Genomic DNA, 17012 nt, shown 5'->3' with positions numbered 1-17012 from the left:
TGACTGTTCCGTTACAGTTTTATGACACGGTGCAGGTTTCCGGCTGCGCCGGACGCCCTAGCCGTCTTGGGACCGGCCAGACGGCTTTGCATACCCGCGCCGGACCAGAGTTGCGTGCCGTCGATGGCGTCCGCGCCCAATCCAGGTCCTTCTGCCACCACCGCCGTGCTGGCGAGCGTCGCCGCGCTCGGCATCTGGCGGCTGCTCGCGGTCGCCGCGCCGCATCTGGCGGCGCTCGCGCTGATGTACGAGACCGAGACCGATTTCGGCTCGCGCCTGTCCTTCGCCCTGGCCTGGGGCATCCTCAACTTCTTCTGGATCACGCTGTTGCGCCGGCCGGCGCTGTCGGGCGCGCTGTCGCTGACCATGGTCGTCGTGCTGGTGCTGCTGTCGCGTCTCAAGCACGACGTCGTGCAGATGACGGTCAACTTCATCGACCTGATGATGATCGACCGCGACACCGTCGCGTTCCTGTTCACGATCTTCCCGAATTTGCGCTGGTCGGTGATCCTGGCCGGCCTCGTCACGCTGCCGCTGATGTATGCGCTGTGGTGGCTCGATCCGTTCCGCATCCGCCGCCTGCCGGCACTCGCCTGCAAGCTCGCCTGCCTCGCCGCCCTGGTCAGCTATTCGCTCTATCATCCTGATGAAGCCTGGCGCGGCTATTACGACGACGGCTATCTCTCAAAATTCTTCCGCTCGGGCGTCAGCGCCGTCTCCGACCTTGCGCAGTACGGCTTCATGGAGTCGGCGGCTTCGACCAACGAGCGGCTCAGCATGCCGCTGGTCGATGCCTGCCACCCTGCGGGCCGCCGGCCGAACATCATCATGGTCCATGATGAATCCAGCTTCGACATCCGCGCCGCGCAGGGCATCAGGGTGCCGCCGCGCTATGGCGATCACTTCAAATCGTGGGACGGCAAGCAGCGTACCTTCCTCGCCGAGAGCAATGGCGGGCCGAGCTGGTTCACCGAATACAATGTGCTCGCAGGGCTCTCCTCGCGCTCGTTCGGTCGCTTCGCCTATTTCGTGACGCGCATCGCCTCGAGCCGCGTCGAGCGCGGCCTGCCGCTGGCGCTGCGCCGCTGCGGCTACGACACGCTGTCGCTCTATCCCGCCCATGGCGGCTTCATGGGCGCACGCAGCTTCCAGATGACGACCGGCATCGAGCGCTTCCTCGACTCGAAGGACCTCGGCGCCAAGGACGTCGAGCCCGACAGCTTCTTCTACGACAAGGCGCTCCAGCTGATGGGCCAACAGCCGCCGAACAAGCCGCTGTTCACCTTCATCTATCTCGGTGCCAATCATTTCCCCTGGGAGACGCGCTTCCGCCCGGACCTGCTGCCGAACTGGCGCGCGCCGGGCAATGTGGCGTCCATCGACGAATATCTGCGCCGGCAGGCGATGAGCGCCGAGCAGTACAAGGCGTTCGTCGCCGGCCTGAAGAAGACCTTTCCCGGCGAGCCCTTCCTGATCGTGCGCTATGGCGATCATCAGCCGGAATTCGCGCCGAACCTGCTCGAGCCCGGACTCGACGAGGGCGCCATCGGCAAGAAGTTAGATGCCTACGATCCGCGCCTCTACGCGACCTATTATGCCATCGACGCCGTCAATTTCGAGCCGGTCAAGAGCGATGCCGTGATGGACACGATCGACGGCCCCTATCTGCCGCTGGTGATCCAGGAAGCCGCCGGCATCCCGCTCGACCCGTCCTTCGCCGAGCAGAAGGCGATCATGCTCCGCTGCAAGGGCCTCTTCTACGGCTGCAAGGACGGCGCCGAAGCGCGGCGGCTGAACCGGCTGCTGATCAACGCGGGGATGATCCGGGGATTGTAGTCGCTCGCTTGGGTCGCGGACCGGTGCTCACCAAGCGGCGTGAGATCGTAGGGTGGGCAGAAGCGAAGCGTGCCCACCAATCCTGTCGCGCGTGTCCAGAGACGGTGGGCACGGCGCTTATGCGCCTTTGCCCACCCTACGAAATCCCGGCCTACTGCGTGCCCACCTTCCCCCACAGCCATTTCGCCACCGCATCCGGCGACGAGTTCGCGTCGTTGCCGCTGGCGCGCAAATTCGCTTCGCGCATGGTGGCGATGTCGATCTTGCCGAGCAGGGGTTGCAGCGCCGTCTTGAGCCGCTCGTCGCCGGCGCGTTTCGGCGCCAGCAGCAGGATGGCGTCGTAGGGCGGGATCGCGCGTTTGGGATCGTCGAGCGTGACAAGGTCGTATTTGGCGATCAGGCCGTCGCTGGTGTAGCCGGCGATGACGTCGACCTCGCCGCTGGCAACCGCCGCATACATGAAGTCCGGCTGCATCTGGCGCTGGGTGCGGAACTGCAACCCATAGGCCTTTTGCAGCGCTGCCCATTCGGGGCGCGAGAAGAATTCGTAGTCGCCGGCAATCGATAGCGTCGAGGCATGTGCGGTGAGGTCGGCGATGGTGCGGATGCCAAGCGCCTCGGCGCGCTTCTTCGGCATCACCAACGCATAGGCATTCTCGAAGCCGAGCTCGCCGAGCAGGGTGATGTTGTCCTTTGCGAGCGCCGTCTTCAGCTCGGCGACCAACTCGGCGCGCGGCTTGATGTCGGTGCGATGCAGCTGGTTGGCCCAGAGCGTGCCGGAATAATCGACATAGAGATCGATGTCGCCCGCCTTCAGTGCCTCGAAGATCACGCTGGAGCCGAGCCCCGACCGCGCCGTGGCCGAGAGGCCCGCCGCCTGGAGGCGGTCCCTCATCAACGCCGACAGCACATATTGCTCGGCGAAGGTTTTGGCGCCGACCACGTAGCCTTGCGACGAGCGTCCCATGGTCGGCACCAGCGTTGCTGCGACCAGCGCCGCGATCCCGATCGCGCCGAGGCCGGTGCGCAGACGGCCGCGACGGCGCAAGCCGCTTTCGATCAGCCCAAGCAGCTGATCGACCGCGAGCGCGAGCAGGGCCGAGGCGAGGCAGCCGAACAGCACGAACACCCAGTTCTGGGTCTGGAGGCCCGCAAAAATGTAATTGCCGAGGCTGGTCTGCCCGATCGGCGTCGAGAGCGTCGCGGTGCCGATCACCCACACCGCGGCGGTGCGGATGCCCGCCATCATCACCGGCAGCGCCAGCGGGAGCTCAACCATGACAAGCGACTGCCGTGCGGTCATGCCGACGCCCTTGGCCGCCTCGATCAGCGCGGGATCGATGCCGTTGAGGCCGGTGATGCCGTTGCGCAGCACCGGCAGCATCGAATAGAGCGCCAGCGCCAGCATCGCCGGCAGGAAGCCGAAGGCGGAGAAGGACACGCCGAACCAGGCGAGCGTGACCGAGGCCGCCAGCAGCAGCAGCGGGTAGAAGAGCGCGAGCAGCGCCAGTCCCGGCACGGTCTGCACGATGCTGGCGAGCGCGAGCAGGATGCCGCGCGGTGCCGGACGGTTGCGCGTCAGGATCGCCAGCGGCAAGCTGACGGCGAGGCCAAGTGCGAGCGCGGCGAGGCTCACCCGCACATGGTTGCCGAGATAATCGGGCAGATGCGACAGCGCCTCGCCCCAGCGCGGATCGGAGAGGAGGCTCATGCCGCACCGCTCTGCGGCAGCAGTGCATTCAGCCGCTCGACCTGGCGCCGCGGTGTGCGCAACAGCTCGAGCACGTAAGCGTCGCTGCTGCTGGAGAGCTCCGCGGGCGTGCCTTGCGCCAGCACCTTTCCGCCGCGCATCACCGCGATACGATCGGCGAGCAGGATCGCCTCGGTCATGTCGTGCGTGATCATCACGGTGGTCAGACCGAGCCTGCTGTGAAGCGTGCGATAGTCCTCGCCGAGCGCATCGCGGGTGAGGGGGTCGAGCGCGCCGAACGGCTCGTCCATCAGCACGATGCGGGGCTTTGCGGCGAGCGCCCGTGCCACGCCGACGCGCTGGCGCTGGCCGCCGGAGAGTGCCTCGGGCAGACGATCACGATGTGATGCGCGGTCGAGCTGCACGAGCTCCAGCAGCTCGTCGACACGCCCAGCGATGGCCGCTGCCGGCTCGCCCAGCAGTTTTGGCGTGATCCCGATATTGTCGGCGACGCTTAAGTGAGGAAACAGCCCGCCGCTCTGGAAGACGTAGCCGATCCGGCGCCGCAGGGCGACCGGATCGACATTCCGCACGTCCTCGCCCTCGACCATGATCGTGCCGGTATCGGCCTCGATCAGCCGGTTGGCGAGTCGCAGCAGCGTGGTCTTGCCCGAGCCGGAGCCGCCGACGATGGCCAGAAACTCGCCCTCGGCAATGTCGAGCGACACGTCGTCTACAGCCCTGAGGGAGCCGAAGCTCTTGCTGACCGTTTGGTAGCTGATCGCTGGTTTGGAAGTCATCCGACGTGGCTCATTCTTCCTTACCCTCCCCTGGAGGGGGAGGGTCGCTCGCGCGAAAGCGCGGGCGGGGTGGGGTGATCTCTCCACTCGGGCACTGTTCGAGGTGGAGAGACTGTCACCCCACCCCGTCTCGCATTTCGCTGCGCTCAATGTGAGCCGACCCTCCCCCTCCAGGGGAGGGTAAGAGCACGGCAAGACCCCATGCGTAGCACGCTTGGCGGCTTGATTGAACTTGGCCGCGCGAGAGGCTAAGGCATCGGCCTGAGTTCGGAGGAAACATATGACAACGCCAACGGCAGTGGCGCTGAAAGATGCCAAGGTTGCGTTCCGGCTGGGGGATGGTCGGGTCTATACGGCGGTGGAGAAGGCGCATCTGACAGTCGCGCAGGGCGAGTTCGTCGCCATCGTCGGTCCGACCGGCTGCGGGAAATCGACGCTGCTCAATGTTGCCGCGGGCCTGCTCAAGCCGGCCGCCGGCAGCGTCAAGATCTTCGACCGGCCGCTGGCGGGGCTCAACCGGGAGGCCGGCTACCTGTTCCAGGCCGACGCGCTGTTCCCCTGGAAGACCGCGCTCGACAATGTCGCGATCGGGCTCGAGATCAAGGGCACGTCGCGCGCTGAAGCCCTGCCTCAGGCGCAGAAATGGCTGACCTCCGTGGGCCTCGGCGCCTTCGCCAATCGCTATCCGCACATGCTCTCCGGCGGCCAGCGCAAGCGCGTGGCGCTGGCGCAGGTGCTGATCCGCGATCCCAAGATCCTGCTGATGGACGAGCCGTTCGGGCCGCTCGATGCGCAGACGCGACAGGTGATGGGCAACCTGCTGCTCGACTTGTGGAACGCCGACCGCAAGGCCGTGCTGTTCGTCACCCACGATCTGGAAGAGGCGATCGCGCTCGCCGACCGCGTGGTGATTATGTCGGCGGGGCCGTCCTCGCGCATCATCGGTGACTGGCGCGTCAGCCTGCCGCGCCCGCGCGACATTTTCGAGGTGCGGCTCGACAAGGAGTTCCATGCGCTCCATCGCGAGATCTGGAGCGTGCTGAAGGACGAGGTGATGAAGGGCTACGCGCAATCCACGCACGCGGCGGAGGCGGTCTGATGTCGCGTCCGACGCTGTTTGCGCTGCAGGTTCTGGTCGCGGTCGTGTGCATCGTGCTGTGGCAGGTGCTGTCGACCGTGCCCGTGTTCGGCAAGATCCTGCTGCCGCCGTTCTTCTTCTCCAATCCGTTCGACGTGTTCAGCCAGATCGTGAAATGGTTCGCGTCCGGCGTGATCTGGAAGCATCTCGGCATCACGCTGGCGGAATCGATCCTCGCCTTCGTGATCGGATCGGCCGGTGGTGTGCTGGTCGGCTTCTGGTTCGCGCGCCAGCCGCTGGTGGCGGCGGTGTTCGACCCCTACGTCAAGATGGTCAACGCACTGCCGCGCGTGGTGCTGGCGCCGATCTTCGCGCTGTGGCTCGGGCTCGGCATATGGTCGAAGGTCGCGCTCGGCGTGACCCTGGTGTTCTTCATCGTGTTCTTCAACGTCTATCAGGGCGTCAAGGAAGTCAGCCGCACCGTGCTCGACAACGGCCGCATGCTCGGCATGAGCGAGCGGCAGCTGATGCAGCACGTCTATTGGCCGTCGGCATTGTCGTGGATGTTCTCCTCGCTGCACACCTCCGTCGGCTTCGCCGTGGTCGGCGCGGTCGTCGGCGAATATCTGGGATCGGCGGCGGGGCTCGGCTATCTGATCCAGCAGGCTGAAGGCGTGTTCGACGTCGCCGGCGTGTTCGCCGGCATGTTCGTGCTGTCGGCCTTCGTCATCCTGATCGACTACGGCGTGACACTGGTCGAGCGGCGCCTCCTGGTGTGGCGGCCGACCGCGTCGGATGGGCGCGGCTAGCTGAAAATGGGCTCGCGCATCGGCGCGAGCCCCATTTCCGTAGGCTCAGTCCAGCAGCTTGGTATCGTCGGGTGCCTGCGGTGGCGTCTTGATGGCGATCGCCTTGACCTGACCGCTGATCGGCTTGGTGCCGCCATGCGGCGTGCCCTTGGGGATGATGACGAGGTCGCCCGGCTTGACCGTGACCTCCTTGTCGCCGAGCCAGATCGTCCCGGTCCCGTCCAGGATGTACTGAATCTCGTTGGTGTTGGGGTGCATGTGCTTGGGCACGTTGCCGACCTGGATCGAGACGGTGGCGCCGTCGGCGCTTGCGAACATTTTTGAGCGGTAGCCGACATTGTTGGCGGGGCCGAGCGCATCGCCCTCCATCTCGCCAGTATGGATGAGCTGCGCGGTGATGTTCTCGGCAGCCAGCGCCGGCCGGAGCAGCTGGTTGGCGCCGCATCCGGCGGCAAAGGCGGCGGCGAGCGACAGCCCGGCAATAAGGCGATTCATGGATCATTCTCCCCATCTGGAATTGTTCTTGTTCAGGCATGCTATTGCGCCGAAAGGCAGATGGCCAGCCCACTTAGGCAGTGCTTCTCAAGCCGGTCCCGCTGCTCTATGGTGCCGCCGGCCGAACGGAGGAAACCAATGAAGAACACGATTGCCAGGCTCGCCGGCGCGCTGCTCGCGCTGACGCTCACCACCTCGCTTGCCGCAGCCCAGAGCAAGGTGACCGTCGCGGTCGGCGGCGGGGCCTGCCTGTGCTACCTGCCGACGGTGCTGGCCAAACAGCTCGGCGAGTACGAGAAGGCCGGCCTCAACGTCGAGCTGGTCGACCTCAAGGGCGGTTCGGACGCGCTCAAGGCCGTGCTCGGCGGCAGCGCCGACGTCGTCTCCGGCTATTTCGACCATTGCGTCAACCTCGCGGCCAAGAAGCAGGAGCTGCAGTCCTTCGTGGTCTATGACCGCTATCCCGGCCTCGTGCTGGTGGTTGCGCCGTCGCGCACCAATGACATCAAGTCGGTCAAGGACCTCGCCGGCAAGAAGGTCGGCGTCAGCGCGCCCGGCTCCTCCACCGACTTCTTCCTGAAATATATGCTGAAGAAGAACGGGCTCGACCCCACCAGCGCTGCTGTGATCGGCGTCGGCCTCGGCGCTACGGCCGTGGCCGCGATGGAGCAGGGGCAGATCGACGCGGCCGTGATGCTCGATCCGTCCGTCACCGTGCTGCAGGGCAGCCACAAGGATTTGCGCATCCTCAGCGACACCCGTACGCAGAAGGATACGCTCGAGACCTTTGGCGGCGAATATCCCGGTGGCGCGCTGTACTCGACGGCGGCCTGGGTCAATAGCCACGAGAAGGAAACGCAGGCGCTGACCAATGCGATCCTGGCCACGCTCGCCTGGATCCATTCGCACTCGCCCGAGGAGATCATGGCCAAGATGCCGGAAGAGACGGTCGGCAAGAACAAGGACCTTTATCTCGCGGCGCTGAAGAACACGATTCCCATGTTCTCCGAGACCGGCAAGATGGACCCGAAGGGTGCCGACGCTGTGCTTGCGGTGTTCAGTGTCGGTTCGCCCGAGGTGGCGAACGCCAAGATCGACGTCAGCAAGACCTTCACCAACAAATTCGTCGACCAGGCCAAGAAGACCACGGGGAGCGCCAAATAGCTGACGCGAAGGCGTGGTAACCAGGCGTCATGACGTCACCGGTCATTCATCGCGTCACGACGCTTGACCTTGCGGTTCGGCCGATTGTTTGGCCGTTCGCGGAGGAACGGCGCGCCGAGATCGCAGCGCATTTCGCCGAGAAGCAGCGCGAGCGGCCGAAGATCTGGAACGGCCGCGTCCTGCTCGGGCGCGATGCCGTGTTCAGCGACGGGCATCTTTCTGCGACCTACTTCGAGACCGATTTTGCAAGCTTCCTCGCCTGGCGCGACTGGGGCTTTCCCGACAAGGCCGTGTTCAACGGCTTTGGCATGGGCGCGCTGCGCGCGTCCGACGGCGCCTTCATCATGGGCGAGATGGCACCCCACACCGCCAATGCGGGTCGCGTCTATTTCCCCTCGGGCACGCCGGATCTCGACGACGTCAGGGACGGCACGCTCGATATTCCCGGCAGTGTCGTCCGCGAGCTCGGCGAGGAGACCGGTCTGACCGCGGCCGACTACCGGGTCGAGCCGGGCTGGCATTGCGTGGTCACCGGCCCCTCGATTGCAATGCTGCAGGTCATCAACCTGGATGTGCCGGGCGATGTGGCCCGCGCCCGGATCGAAGCCAATCTTGCACGCGAGACCGAGCCGGAACTGTCGGCCATTCATATCGTGCGCGGGATGAGTGATCTCACGCCGGCCATGCCGCGATTTGTCACGGCCTTCGTCGAGCAGCAGTTCGCCTCGCGCTGAGCGCGAGGCTTGACATCGCCGCGCGCAGCCCATGTGATGGGCAAAAAAGCAAAAGCAAGAAGAATGCAATGCACAATCGTCCAGGGAGGTTTAGATGCGCCTGCGCATGGCTGCCCGGTTGGTACGTGGGCTGTTGGTCGCGATGTCAGCGACGGGCTTGATGGCTTCGGCCGAGGCCCAGGAGAAGAAGATCAAGATTGGCGTCGTTTTCGACCTGACCGGGCCTCTCGCGGGCGGCGGTTCTGAACTGAACTATGTCGGCACCAAGATCATCCTCGACCATTTCGCCAAGACCGGCGTCGAGGGCTACAAGATCGAGGCGGTCTACGCCGACGCACAGAGCAAGCCCGACATCGCCATCAATGAATCCGTCCGCCTGCTCGAGCAGGAGAAGGTCGACATGGTGCTCGGCTTCTTCTCCTCGGCGCAATGCGTGCCGGTGGCCTCGCGCGTCGAGCAGCTCAAGAAGTTCATGTGGATGACGACCTGCATCTCGTCGGCCGTGTTCAACGACAAGGGCTACAAATACGTCTTCCGCCCGCAGGCGAGCGGCGACCAGTTCGGCATGATGACGATGGATTTCATCGCCCAGAATGCCAAGGAGAAGCTCGGCAAGGAGCCGAAGGATCTGCGGGTCGCCATCATCCACGAGGACGGCGCCTATGGCGTCGATGTCTCCAAGGGCAACGAGGCCGGCGCGAAGAAGGCGGGCTTCAACGTCGTGCTGAAGGAAGGCTATTCGGCCACCGCGCCGGATCTGTCGGCGCTGGTGACCAAGCTGAAGCGTGCCAAGCCCGATGTGATCTTCCACACCGGCTACAATCCAGACATCACCTTGCTGCTGCGCCAGGCCCGCGAGCAGGGCTTGAAATTTGCCGCGCTGATGGGGCATGGCGCCGGCTACGGCGTGTATGAGAAGCTGAAGGAGGGCATGGGCGCGGACGCGACCTACATCTTCAACGCCGATCCGATCTCGATCTGGCTCTCCAACCAGAAGACCATGGATCCGAAACTCCCGGCCGTCATCAAGATGGTCGGCGAGGAGTTCGACAGGATCAAGCCTGGTGTCGCCATCCGCTCGGCGCATGTCGGCATCGGCGCCTCCAACACCTATGTGTTCATGAGCGAGGTGCTGCCGCGCGCAATCAAGAAGTATGGCGGGGTCGATCCTGATGCGCTGCGCAAGGCCGCGCTCGACACCGACATCCCCGAAGGCGGCACCATGCTCGGCTTCGGGGTCAAGTTTTACGGCGAGGGCACGCCGATGGCGGGCCAGAACGAGCGCTCCTTCCCGGTCGTGATCCAGTATCTCGACGACAAGTCCCATGTGGTGTGGCCCAAGAGCCAGGCACAGCGCGAAGCCGTGCTGCCGCTGCCCAAGGGCACCACCTACAGCAACCAGTAGCGGAGTGATCCGGTGTTGGAAGTCAGCGGGCTGGTGAAGCGGTTTGGCGGCTTCACCGCCGTGAACAACGTGTCGTTTCGGGTCGAGCAGGGCGAGATCCTCGGCCTGATCGGCCCCAACGGCTCTGGCAAGAGCACGATCTTCAACATGCTCTCAGGCACGCTGGCCCCGACCTCGGGCTCGATCCTGTTTGCCGGCCACGAGATCGCGGGCCTTGCGCCGCACCGGATCATCAATGGCGGCATCGGGCGGACCTTCCAGATTCCGCGGCCGTTCCGTCGCCTCTCCATTTTCGAGAACGTCGCGCTCGCCGGCTTCTACGGCCAGGGCCGCCACAGCCGCGCCAAGGCCGAGGAGGCGGCCGGGCGCGCGCTGGCGATGGTCGGCCTGCCGACCGATCGGCACGCCAGCGTCGATGGTCTCGGTGCCGCGGGGCTGAAGAAGCTCGAGCTTGCCAAGGCCCTCGCCACCGCGCCAAAGCTGCTGCTCGCCGACGAGAGCCTCGGCGGTCTCGATGAGGCCGAGATGGACCAGGCGGCGGACATGCTGCGCAACATCCGCGACGAGCTTGGCATCACCATCATCTGGGTCGAGCACATCATGGGCGTTCTGATGCGCGTCGTTGACCGCGTCATGGTGCTCGATCACGGCGAGAAGATCTCGGAAGGCCTGCCGAGCGCGGTCGCCGGCGATCCGCGCGTCATCGAGGTCTATCTCGGCACCGATGCCGAGACCACGCAAGCCGCGGCCGCCGAAGCGCGCCGCCGCGCGGGAGGCTAGCCGATGCTGGAGCTCCGCGGCGTCAATGCCGGCTATGGCACCTTCCAGGCGCTGTTCGACGTCAATCTCGACGTGAAGGCCGGCGAGGCCGTCGGCGTCATCGGCCCGAACGGTGCCGGCAAGACCACGTTGATGCGCGTCATCTCCGGCCTGATCCGGCCCTCGCGCGGCTCGATCAAAATGGAAGGCGTCGACGTCGTCGCGACGCCGCCGCACAAGATCGTCAGCCTCGGCATTGCGCATGTGCCGGAGAACCGGCGGTTGTTTCCGCGGCTCACGGTCGACGACAATCTCAAGATGGGCGCCTTCATGAAGGAGGCGCGGGGACAATATGCCGAGCGGCTGGAGGTCGTGTTCGACCTGTTCCCGCGCCTGAAGGAGCGGCGCCACCAGATGGCCGGGACGATGTCCGGCGGCGAGCAGCAGATGTGCGCGATCGGCCGCGCAATGATGTCCAATCCAAAGCTGCTGCTGCTCGACGAGCCGTCGGCCGGACTTGCGCCGGTCGTGGTGCAGCAGGTGTTCGAGCTGGTGAAGCGGATCCGCGCCAGCGGGCTGACCGTGCTGATCGTCGAGCAGAACGTGCAGCAGGTGCTGAAGGTGGTCGACCGCGCCTATCTGATCGAGGCGGGCACGATCCGCGCGTCCGGCACTTCGGCCGAGATGCTGGCGAGCGACACGGTCAAGGAAGCTTATCTCGGGGTGTGATGGGCATGCAGGCGTTCCTGGACATTTTCGACATTTACCTGCTGGAGGCCGTCATCAACGGCATCCTGCTCGGCGGCGTGCTGGCGCTGCTCGCGCTCGGGCTCAATTTGATCTTCGGCGTCATCGACGTGACCTGGATTTGCTATGCCGAGCTGGTGATGATCGGCATGTATGCGATGTATTTCACGGTGCAGTATTACGGCGTCAGCTATTTCGTCGCGGCCCCGCTCACCATCCTGCTGGTCGCCATGCTTGGCGCGGCGCTGCATTACCTCGTGATCGCGCCGCTATTGACCGCACCGCCGATCAACCAGCTGCTCGCGACCGGCGGCGTGCTGTTCGTGCTGCAGAGCTTTGCCACGGTCGCCTTCGGCATCGACTTTCGCAATCTTGGCATCCGCCTGCCGGTGCTCGCCTTCGGCGACATGAACTTCAGCTACGCGCGGCTGCTGTCCTTCGTGGCCGCGCTGGTCGGCATGGTCGCCGTCTATCTGTTCATGACGCGCACCTTCACTGGCACCGCGATCCGCGCCATCTCGCAGGACCGGCAGATCATGGCGCTGATGGGCGTCGACACCAAGCGCATCTATCTCATCACCTCCGCGCTCGGCGGCGCGCTCGCCGGCCTCGCCGCCTGCCTCCTGGTGCTGCAATATGACGTGCATCCCTTCGTCGGCCTCTCATTCGGGCCGATCACCTTCCTGATCTGCGTGCTCGGGGGCCTCGGCAATTTCATCGGCGGCTTCATCGCCGCCTTCCTGTTCGCCGAGATCATCTCGCTCGGCGGCCTGTTCTCCGATCTCGAATGGGGCTATGTGCTCGCCTTTGCCTTCTTCATCGTCATGATGTTCATCCGGCCCGCGGGCCTGCTTGCGAGGCGCCGATGATGGGGCAGGGACGTCTTGCGGCATGGGCGATAGGGCTGGCGGCGCTGGTCGCGCTGCCCTTCGTCTATCGCGATCCCTATCATCTGCACATCCTGGTGCTGATCCTGATCTGGTCGTTCGCCTATACGTCGTGGTCGATGATGGGGCGGTTTGGCCTCGTCTCGCTCGGACATGGCGGCTTCATGGGCATTGGTGCTTACGTCACCGCGCTGTTGTGGAATCACCTCGGACTGTCGCCCTGGATCGGCATTCCCATCAGCATGGCGGCGGCCGGCGCGCTGGCGATGATCGTCGGCTATCCCTGCTTCCGCTTTCGCATCACCGGGCATTATTTCGTGCTGGTGACGTTGGCGCTCTCAGGCATCGTGCTCCAGGTCATCACCGCGACGCGCGACTATACCGGCGGCTCGCTCGGCTATACGCCGAACCGCGCGTCCGGCAACAAGCTGCTGGCGCTGCAATTCGACGACAAGACCACCTGGTACCTGATCGCGCTCGCGGTCTGGCTGTTCGGCATCGTGGTCTGGCACTGGGTCGACCGCAGCATGGCCCGCTATGCGCTGGAGGCGATCTCGGAAGACGAGGACGCCGCCGCTGCCGCTGGCGTCGACGTCACCGCCGAGAAGCTGAAGATCACGCTGCTCAGCGCGCTGATGACGGCGCTCGCCGGCGCGATCTACTGCCAGTACCAGATGTTCATCACCCCCGACACGGTCAGCGGCATCGCGGTGTCGCTGCAGATGGTGTTCGCGGCGATCGTCGGCGGCCTGTTCGTCTCGCTCGGGCCGACCGTCGGCGCCATCATCACCATCCTCCTGGCCGAGACCCTGCGCATCGGCTTCGGTACCAAGGCGGTCGGCTGGGACAATCTCGTCTACGGCGTGCTGCTCGTGCTCTTCATCATATTCCTTCCCAAGGGCATCCTTGGTAGCTTGCTCGACCGACTGAAGCCGCAACGCAAGGTATCCCGCGCTCATGAGCAAGAAGCCGTCCAAATCGCTCGCCCAGGAGCTTGACCGCTACATCACGCCATTCCGCTACGATGGCTCGGGCAAGTTTCACCTCAAGGCGCACAAGACCAACGAGAAGGGCGATCTCGACAAGGAGAAGGCGCAGGCGATTCTCGACGCCAACAAGAAGCGGCTGATCGAGTTTCAGGAGAAGCTCTACGCCCAGGACCGCTGGTCGCTGCTGATCGTGTTCCAGGCCATGGACGCGGGCGGCAAGGACTCTGCGATCAAGGCGATCTTCGAGGGCATCAATCCGCAGGGTTGCGAGGTCACGGCCTTCAAGGCGCCGAGCAGCAAGGAGCTCGACCACGACTTCCTCTGGCGCCACGTCGTCGCGCTGCCCGAGCGCGGTCATATCGGCATCTTCAACCGTTCCCATTACGAAGAGTGCCTGGTCACGCGCGTGCATCCGGAGATTCTCGCCAAGGAGAAGCTGCCGCAAAAGCTGGTCACCAAGAACATCTGGAAGGAGCGGTTCGAGGACATCTCCGCCTTCGAGCGCTATCTCTGCCGCAACGGCACCGTGGTGCTGAAGTTCTTCCTCAACGTCTCCAAGGACGAGCAGCGCGAGCGCTTCCTCGACCGGCTGGAGGATCCGGCCAAGCAGTGGAAGTTCTCCATGGGCGACATCACGGAGCGCGCGCTGTGGCCGCGCTACCAGGCGGTCTACCAGGACATCGTCCGCCACACGTCCACGCCGCACGCGCCCTGGTACGTCGTGCCCGCCGATCACAAATGGTTCGCCCGCGTCGTGATCGGCTCGGTGATCAATGCCGCGCTCGAAAAGCTCGACTTGCGCTTTCCCCGTGCCGACAAGGCCTCGCTGCAGGAGTTCGAGCAGGTGCGCAAGGCGCTGGAGAAAGAGGGGACGGGAGGCAAGAAGAAAGCAAAGTGACAGCCAACGGGACCGCCGACCGCAAGACCGTCAACTTCGCGCTCCAGGGCGGCGGCGCGCACGGCGCCTTCGTCTGGGGCGTGCTCGACCAGGTGCTCGAAGACGGCAGGCTCGCGATCGAGGCGATCAGCGCGACCAGTGCCGGTGCTATGAATGCGGTCGTGATGGCCTCCGGCATGGCGCACGGGGGTGCGGAGGCCGCGCGGGAGAGCCTGCACGCATTCTGGTACGAAGTGTCGCGCATGGACATGGCGTACGATTTGATGTCGCCACTGAACCAGTGGATCCAGGCGCTGAGACTGCCGCCGGAATATCATCCGGTTCACGCCGTCATCCACACGCTGACGCACACGCTGCCGCCGGGCCTGCTCAATCCCTTTCATTTCAATCCGCTTCGCTCGCTGCTGCTGCGCGTGGTCGATTTCGACCGGCTCAATTCCTCGCCCGAGGCGCCACAGCTGTTTCTCAACGCCACCAACGTCCGCACCGGCAAGATCAAGGTGTTCCAGAGCCCGCTTCTCACGGCCGAAACCGTGCTCGCCTCGGCCTGCCTGCCGCCCTATTTCCAGGCCGTCGAGATCGACGGCGAGCATTATTGGGACGGCGGCTATCTCGGCAATCCCGCGATCTATCCGTTGATCTACCGCAAGGGCAGTCATGACGTCATCATCGTGCAGGTCACCGCGATCCGGCGCGACGAGCTGCCGACCAGCGCAGCCGATGTCCTCCACCGCATCAACGAGATCAGCTTCAATTCGTCCCTGATGCGCGAGATGCGCGCGATCGCCTTCGCCACGCGGCTGATCGACGACGGCGAGCTCGACAGCGACAGGCATAGCCGCATGTACATGCACTGGATCGGCAACGACCAGCTGATGTCGCAGCTCGGCACGGCCACGCAGTTCCATCCCGAATGGAGCCTGTTGTGTCGCCTGCGCGACGAGGGCCGCGAGGCGGCGCGAGGCTGGCTGGCGCGACACTTCGACCAGATCGGAAAGGCCTCGACGGTCGACCTGGCGGACATGTTTCTCTAGGCCGCTGAGCGGGCCATCGACAAAAAAAGTGCGAAAACAACCCCATGCACAGTAGCCGGTGTCAGCGGAATCAATGGCTTGGCAGGCGTGTCGATCGCATTCGGATTTAAAGAAGTCCGTTTGACCCGTCGGGCAAAACAGGGGTATGATGTCAACATCGCCGCGGACCGGGCAGGGTGGGCAGAGCGACGTGTCCGCCGTCGCTCATAGCCGAGATCACTGGCCTCGTAGGGTGGGCAAAGCGAAGCGTGCCCACCGATCTTCGACCGGATAGAGGTGGTGGGCACGGCGCAAGGGCGCCTTTGCCCACCCTACGAGTTCTGTGCACGCGGCTCTCAATACCCGCGTCCTCAGCGCGAGCGAAGCTCGTCGCGTCTGAGCGAGCCGACTCTCAATATCCGCGTCCCCACCAGTAGCAGAAGCGCTCGATATTGGCGGGAAGGCTCGCCTCGTAATTCGCCCACTCCTCGTATTTCGGCAGCTTTACTTCCTTCATCGCGGTGTCGAAGCATTTGCCGGCGTCCGCCGCCTTCTTCACTTCAGCGGAGAGGTCCTCCATGTAGGCGATGTCGTCCTCGACGTCCTTCTTGGTGCCGAAGCGTCCGCCGGCCTGGGGATGGCCGGGAATCATCCGCTCCCAGTCGAGCGAAGCCAGCTTCTTCAGCGAGGCGATGTACTCCAGCGGCGAGGCATTGTCGGGAATGTTGCGGAACTGGACGCTCTCGATCGGTGCGAAGTCGACCACGAAGACGATCTTCTCCTTCGGCAGCCGCATCACCAGCGAATTGTCGGAATGATTGCGGCCGACATAGTTCAGCTCCAGCGTGGTGCCGCCGAGCGTGATGTTCTTCTTGTCGTCCACCACCTGGTCCGGCATCACGACGTCGGCGAGCAGGGATTTCTGCTTCTTCAGCTCGAGCAGGCGCTCCTTGGTTCGCCGGTGCGCGATGAAGGTGGCGCCGAGATCCTTGAACGGCTGGCCGCCGGCGATGTGGTCGTAGTGATGGTGGCTGTAGATGACGTATTTGATCGGCTTGTCGGTGACCGCCTTGATCGCGTCGATATAGGGCTTTGCGGGTCGCAGATACGAGATCGGATCGGTCGCGATCACGCCCTGCGGCGTCACCACGAACATCGACTGATGGCCGCCATAGCGGAAGACGTAGACATTGTCGGTGCCGTCGACCTTCCTGGTCGAGGTCTGCGGCGGGGTCTGCGCGAAGGCCGATCCGGTCGCGAGGGCCACGAGAATGGGGATGCAAAATAATGCTTTCATCTCTGGGCTTTCTAGAAACGAAGAAGATGTGGGAGAGGGAATATCCCTTCGACACAAACGCTGCGTCGAGGGATTTATTCCGCTGTTTTACACGGCCAGTCTGTCGCGGAACAATGTGGAACGCAGTGCCAAATGTGATCTGAAAGCCATCGATCCTGCTTGACAGTTTTGTGTCTCGGGAGGAGCATCGCTGTGGTCGCAAACAAGCGACGCGTAACGTCCACCTCATGAGCAAGGGGAGGTCTATGACTCCACCTCCGCAAATCCAGCCGCGTTAAATGCGATGGAGCTCGTTCGGACTATCGCATAGCGGCGAAAACCGCGAACGGCACGCCGGGTCAAGGTTTAGCGGGCTGCATCAGTGAGGCATAGCCCCTACCTTCCCGGCGCTGTATTTTGCATCACATCGAT

At 64.3% G+C, this 17012-nt stretch carries 16 protein-coding genes; 12 read left to right on the top strand and 4 right to left on the bottom strand.

Annotation, left to right across the window (positions count from 1 at the left end):
- Window positions 1-123: 123 nt before the first annotated feature.
- Window positions 124-1836 (top strand): sulfatase-like hydrolase/transferase, encoded by a 1713-nt coding sequence (locus XH79_RS39925; protein WP_271585246.1) that lies wholly within the window; start codon window positions 124-126, stop codon window positions 1834-1836.
- Window positions 1837-1987: 151 nt separating this feature from the next.
- Here the strand turns inward: XH79_RS39925 and XH79_RS39920 are convergent, their stop codons facing one another.
- Window positions 1988-3547 carry a glycine betaine ABC transporter substrate-binding protein gene (locus XH79_RS39920; protein WP_271585245.1) on the bottom strand — a complete coding sequence of 520 codons (1560 nt, stop codon included), beginning with the start codon at window positions 3545-3547 and terminating at the stop codon, window positions 1988-1990.
- The gene (locus tag XH79_RS39915; RefSeq protein ID WP_271585244.1) at window positions 3544-4326 is read right to left on the bottom strand and encodes an ATP-binding cassette domain-containing protein; all 783 of its coding nucleotides are present in this window, start codon (window positions 4324-4326) and stop codon (window positions 3544-3546) included. The genes XH79_RS39920 and XH79_RS39915 overlap by 4 nt, the downstream gene beginning before the upstream one ends.
- Before the next feature lie 280 nt (window positions 4327-4606).
- On the opposite strand from XH79_RS39915, the gene XH79_RS39910 reads away from it, so the two are divergent.
- The gene (locus XH79_RS39910; RefSeq protein ID WP_271585243.1) at window positions 4607-5425 is read left to right on the top strand and encodes an ABC transporter ATP-binding protein; all 819 of its coding nucleotides are present in this window, start codon (window positions 4607-4609) and stop codon (window positions 5423-5425) included.
- Window positions 5425-6213, top strand: a complete 789-nt coding sequence (locus XH79_RS39905) for an ABC transporter permease (RefSeq protein WP_211405599.1) — start codon at window positions 5425-5427, stop codon at window positions 6211-6213. Before XH79_RS39910 ends, XH79_RS39905 begins: the two co-directional genes overlap by 1 nt.
- 45 nt (window positions 6214-6258) lie before the next feature.
- Here XH79_RS39905 and XH79_RS39900 read toward each other — a convergent pair whose 3' ends face one another.
- Window positions 6259-6708, bottom strand: coding sequence for a cupin domain-containing protein (locus XH79_RS39900; RefSeq protein WP_212339512.1), 450 nt, complete (start codon window positions 6706-6708; stop codon window positions 6259-6261).
- Between the two features lie 138 nt (window positions 6709-6846).
- Between XH79_RS39900 and XH79_RS39895 the strand changes: the two genes are divergently transcribed.
- The 9 genes from XH79_RS39895 (at window position 6847) to XH79_RS39855 (ending at window position 15325) form a co-directional block, all read left to right on the top strand.
- Complete coding sequence (locus XH79_RS39895) at window positions 6847-7872, top strand: ABC transporter substrate-binding protein (RefSeq protein WP_212339510.1); 1026 nt, start codon at window positions 6847-6849, stop codon at window positions 7870-7872.
- A 29-nt stretch (window positions 7873-7901) separates the two neighbouring features.
- A complete protein-coding gene (locus tag XH79_RS39890) occupies window positions 7902-8606 on the top strand; it encodes an NUDIX hydrolase (RefSeq protein WP_271585242.1) in 705 nt (234 codons plus the stop codon).
- Between the two features lie 94 nt (window positions 8607-8700).
- Window positions 8701-10011: an ABC transporter substrate-binding protein gene (locus XH79_RS39885; protein ID WP_212339505.1), complete on the top strand. Its 1311-nt coding sequence runs from the start codon at window positions 8701-8703 to the stop codon at window positions 10009-10011.
- A 12-nt stretch (window positions 10012-10023) separates the two neighbouring features.
- Window positions 10024-10791: an ABC transporter ATP-binding protein gene (locus XH79_RS39880; RefSeq protein WP_271585241.1), complete on the top strand. Its 768-nt coding sequence runs from the start codon at window positions 10024-10026 to the stop codon at window positions 10789-10791.
- A gap of 3 nt (window positions 10792-10794) precedes the next feature.
- A complete protein-coding gene (locus XH79_RS39875) occupies window positions 10795-11499 on the top strand; it encodes an ABC transporter ATP-binding protein (RefSeq protein WP_271585240.1) in 705 nt (234 codons plus the stop codon).
- Window positions 11500-11504: 5 nt separating this feature from the next.
- The gene (locus XH79_RS39870; protein ID WP_212339499.1) at window positions 11505-12386 is read left to right on the top strand and encodes a branched-chain amino acid ABC transporter permease; all 882 of its coding nucleotides are present in this window, start codon (window positions 11505-11507) and stop codon (window positions 12384-12386) included.
- On the top strand, window positions 12383-13402 hold the full coding sequence (locus tag XH79_RS39865; RefSeq protein ID WP_212339498.1) for a branched-chain amino acid ABC transporter permease: 1020 nt from the start codon (window positions 12383-12385) through the stop codon (window positions 13400-13402). The genes XH79_RS39870 and XH79_RS39865 overlap by 4 nt, the downstream gene beginning before the upstream one ends.
- A complete protein-coding gene (locus tag XH79_RS39860; protein ID WP_271585239.1) occupies window positions 13362-14291 on the top strand; it encodes a polyphosphate kinase 2 family protein in 930 nt (309 codons plus the stop codon). The genes XH79_RS39865 and XH79_RS39860 overlap by 41 nt, the downstream gene beginning before the upstream one ends.
- Window positions 14288-15325: a patatin-like phospholipase family protein gene (locus tag XH79_RS39855; protein WP_271585238.1), complete on the top strand. Its 1038-nt coding sequence runs from the start codon at window positions 14288-14290 to the stop codon at window positions 15323-15325. The genes XH79_RS39860 and XH79_RS39855 overlap by 4 nt, the downstream gene beginning before the upstream one ends.
- Window positions 15326-15716: 391 nt before the next feature.
- Here the strand turns inward: XH79_RS39855 and XH79_RS39850 are convergent, their stop codons facing one another.
- Window positions 15717-16601 carry an MBL fold metallo-hydrolase gene (locus tag XH79_RS39850; RefSeq protein ID WP_271585237.1) on the bottom strand — a complete coding sequence of 295 codons (885 nt, stop codon included), beginning with the start codon at window positions 16599-16601 and terminating at the stop codon, window positions 15717-15719.
- Window positions 16602-17012 lie beyond the last annotated feature (411 nt).

Origin of the sequence: Bradyrhizobium sp. CCBAU 45389 (assembly GCF_028128625.1) — a bacterium.
In the GTDB taxonomy this organism is placed as follows: Bacteria; Pseudomonadota; Alphaproteobacteria; order Rhizobiales; family Xanthobacteraceae; genus Bradyrhizobium; species Bradyrhizobium liaoningense_B.
Note: the sequence above shows the minus strand (reverse complement) of the source record. Positions and strands in the feature narration are given on the sequence as shown.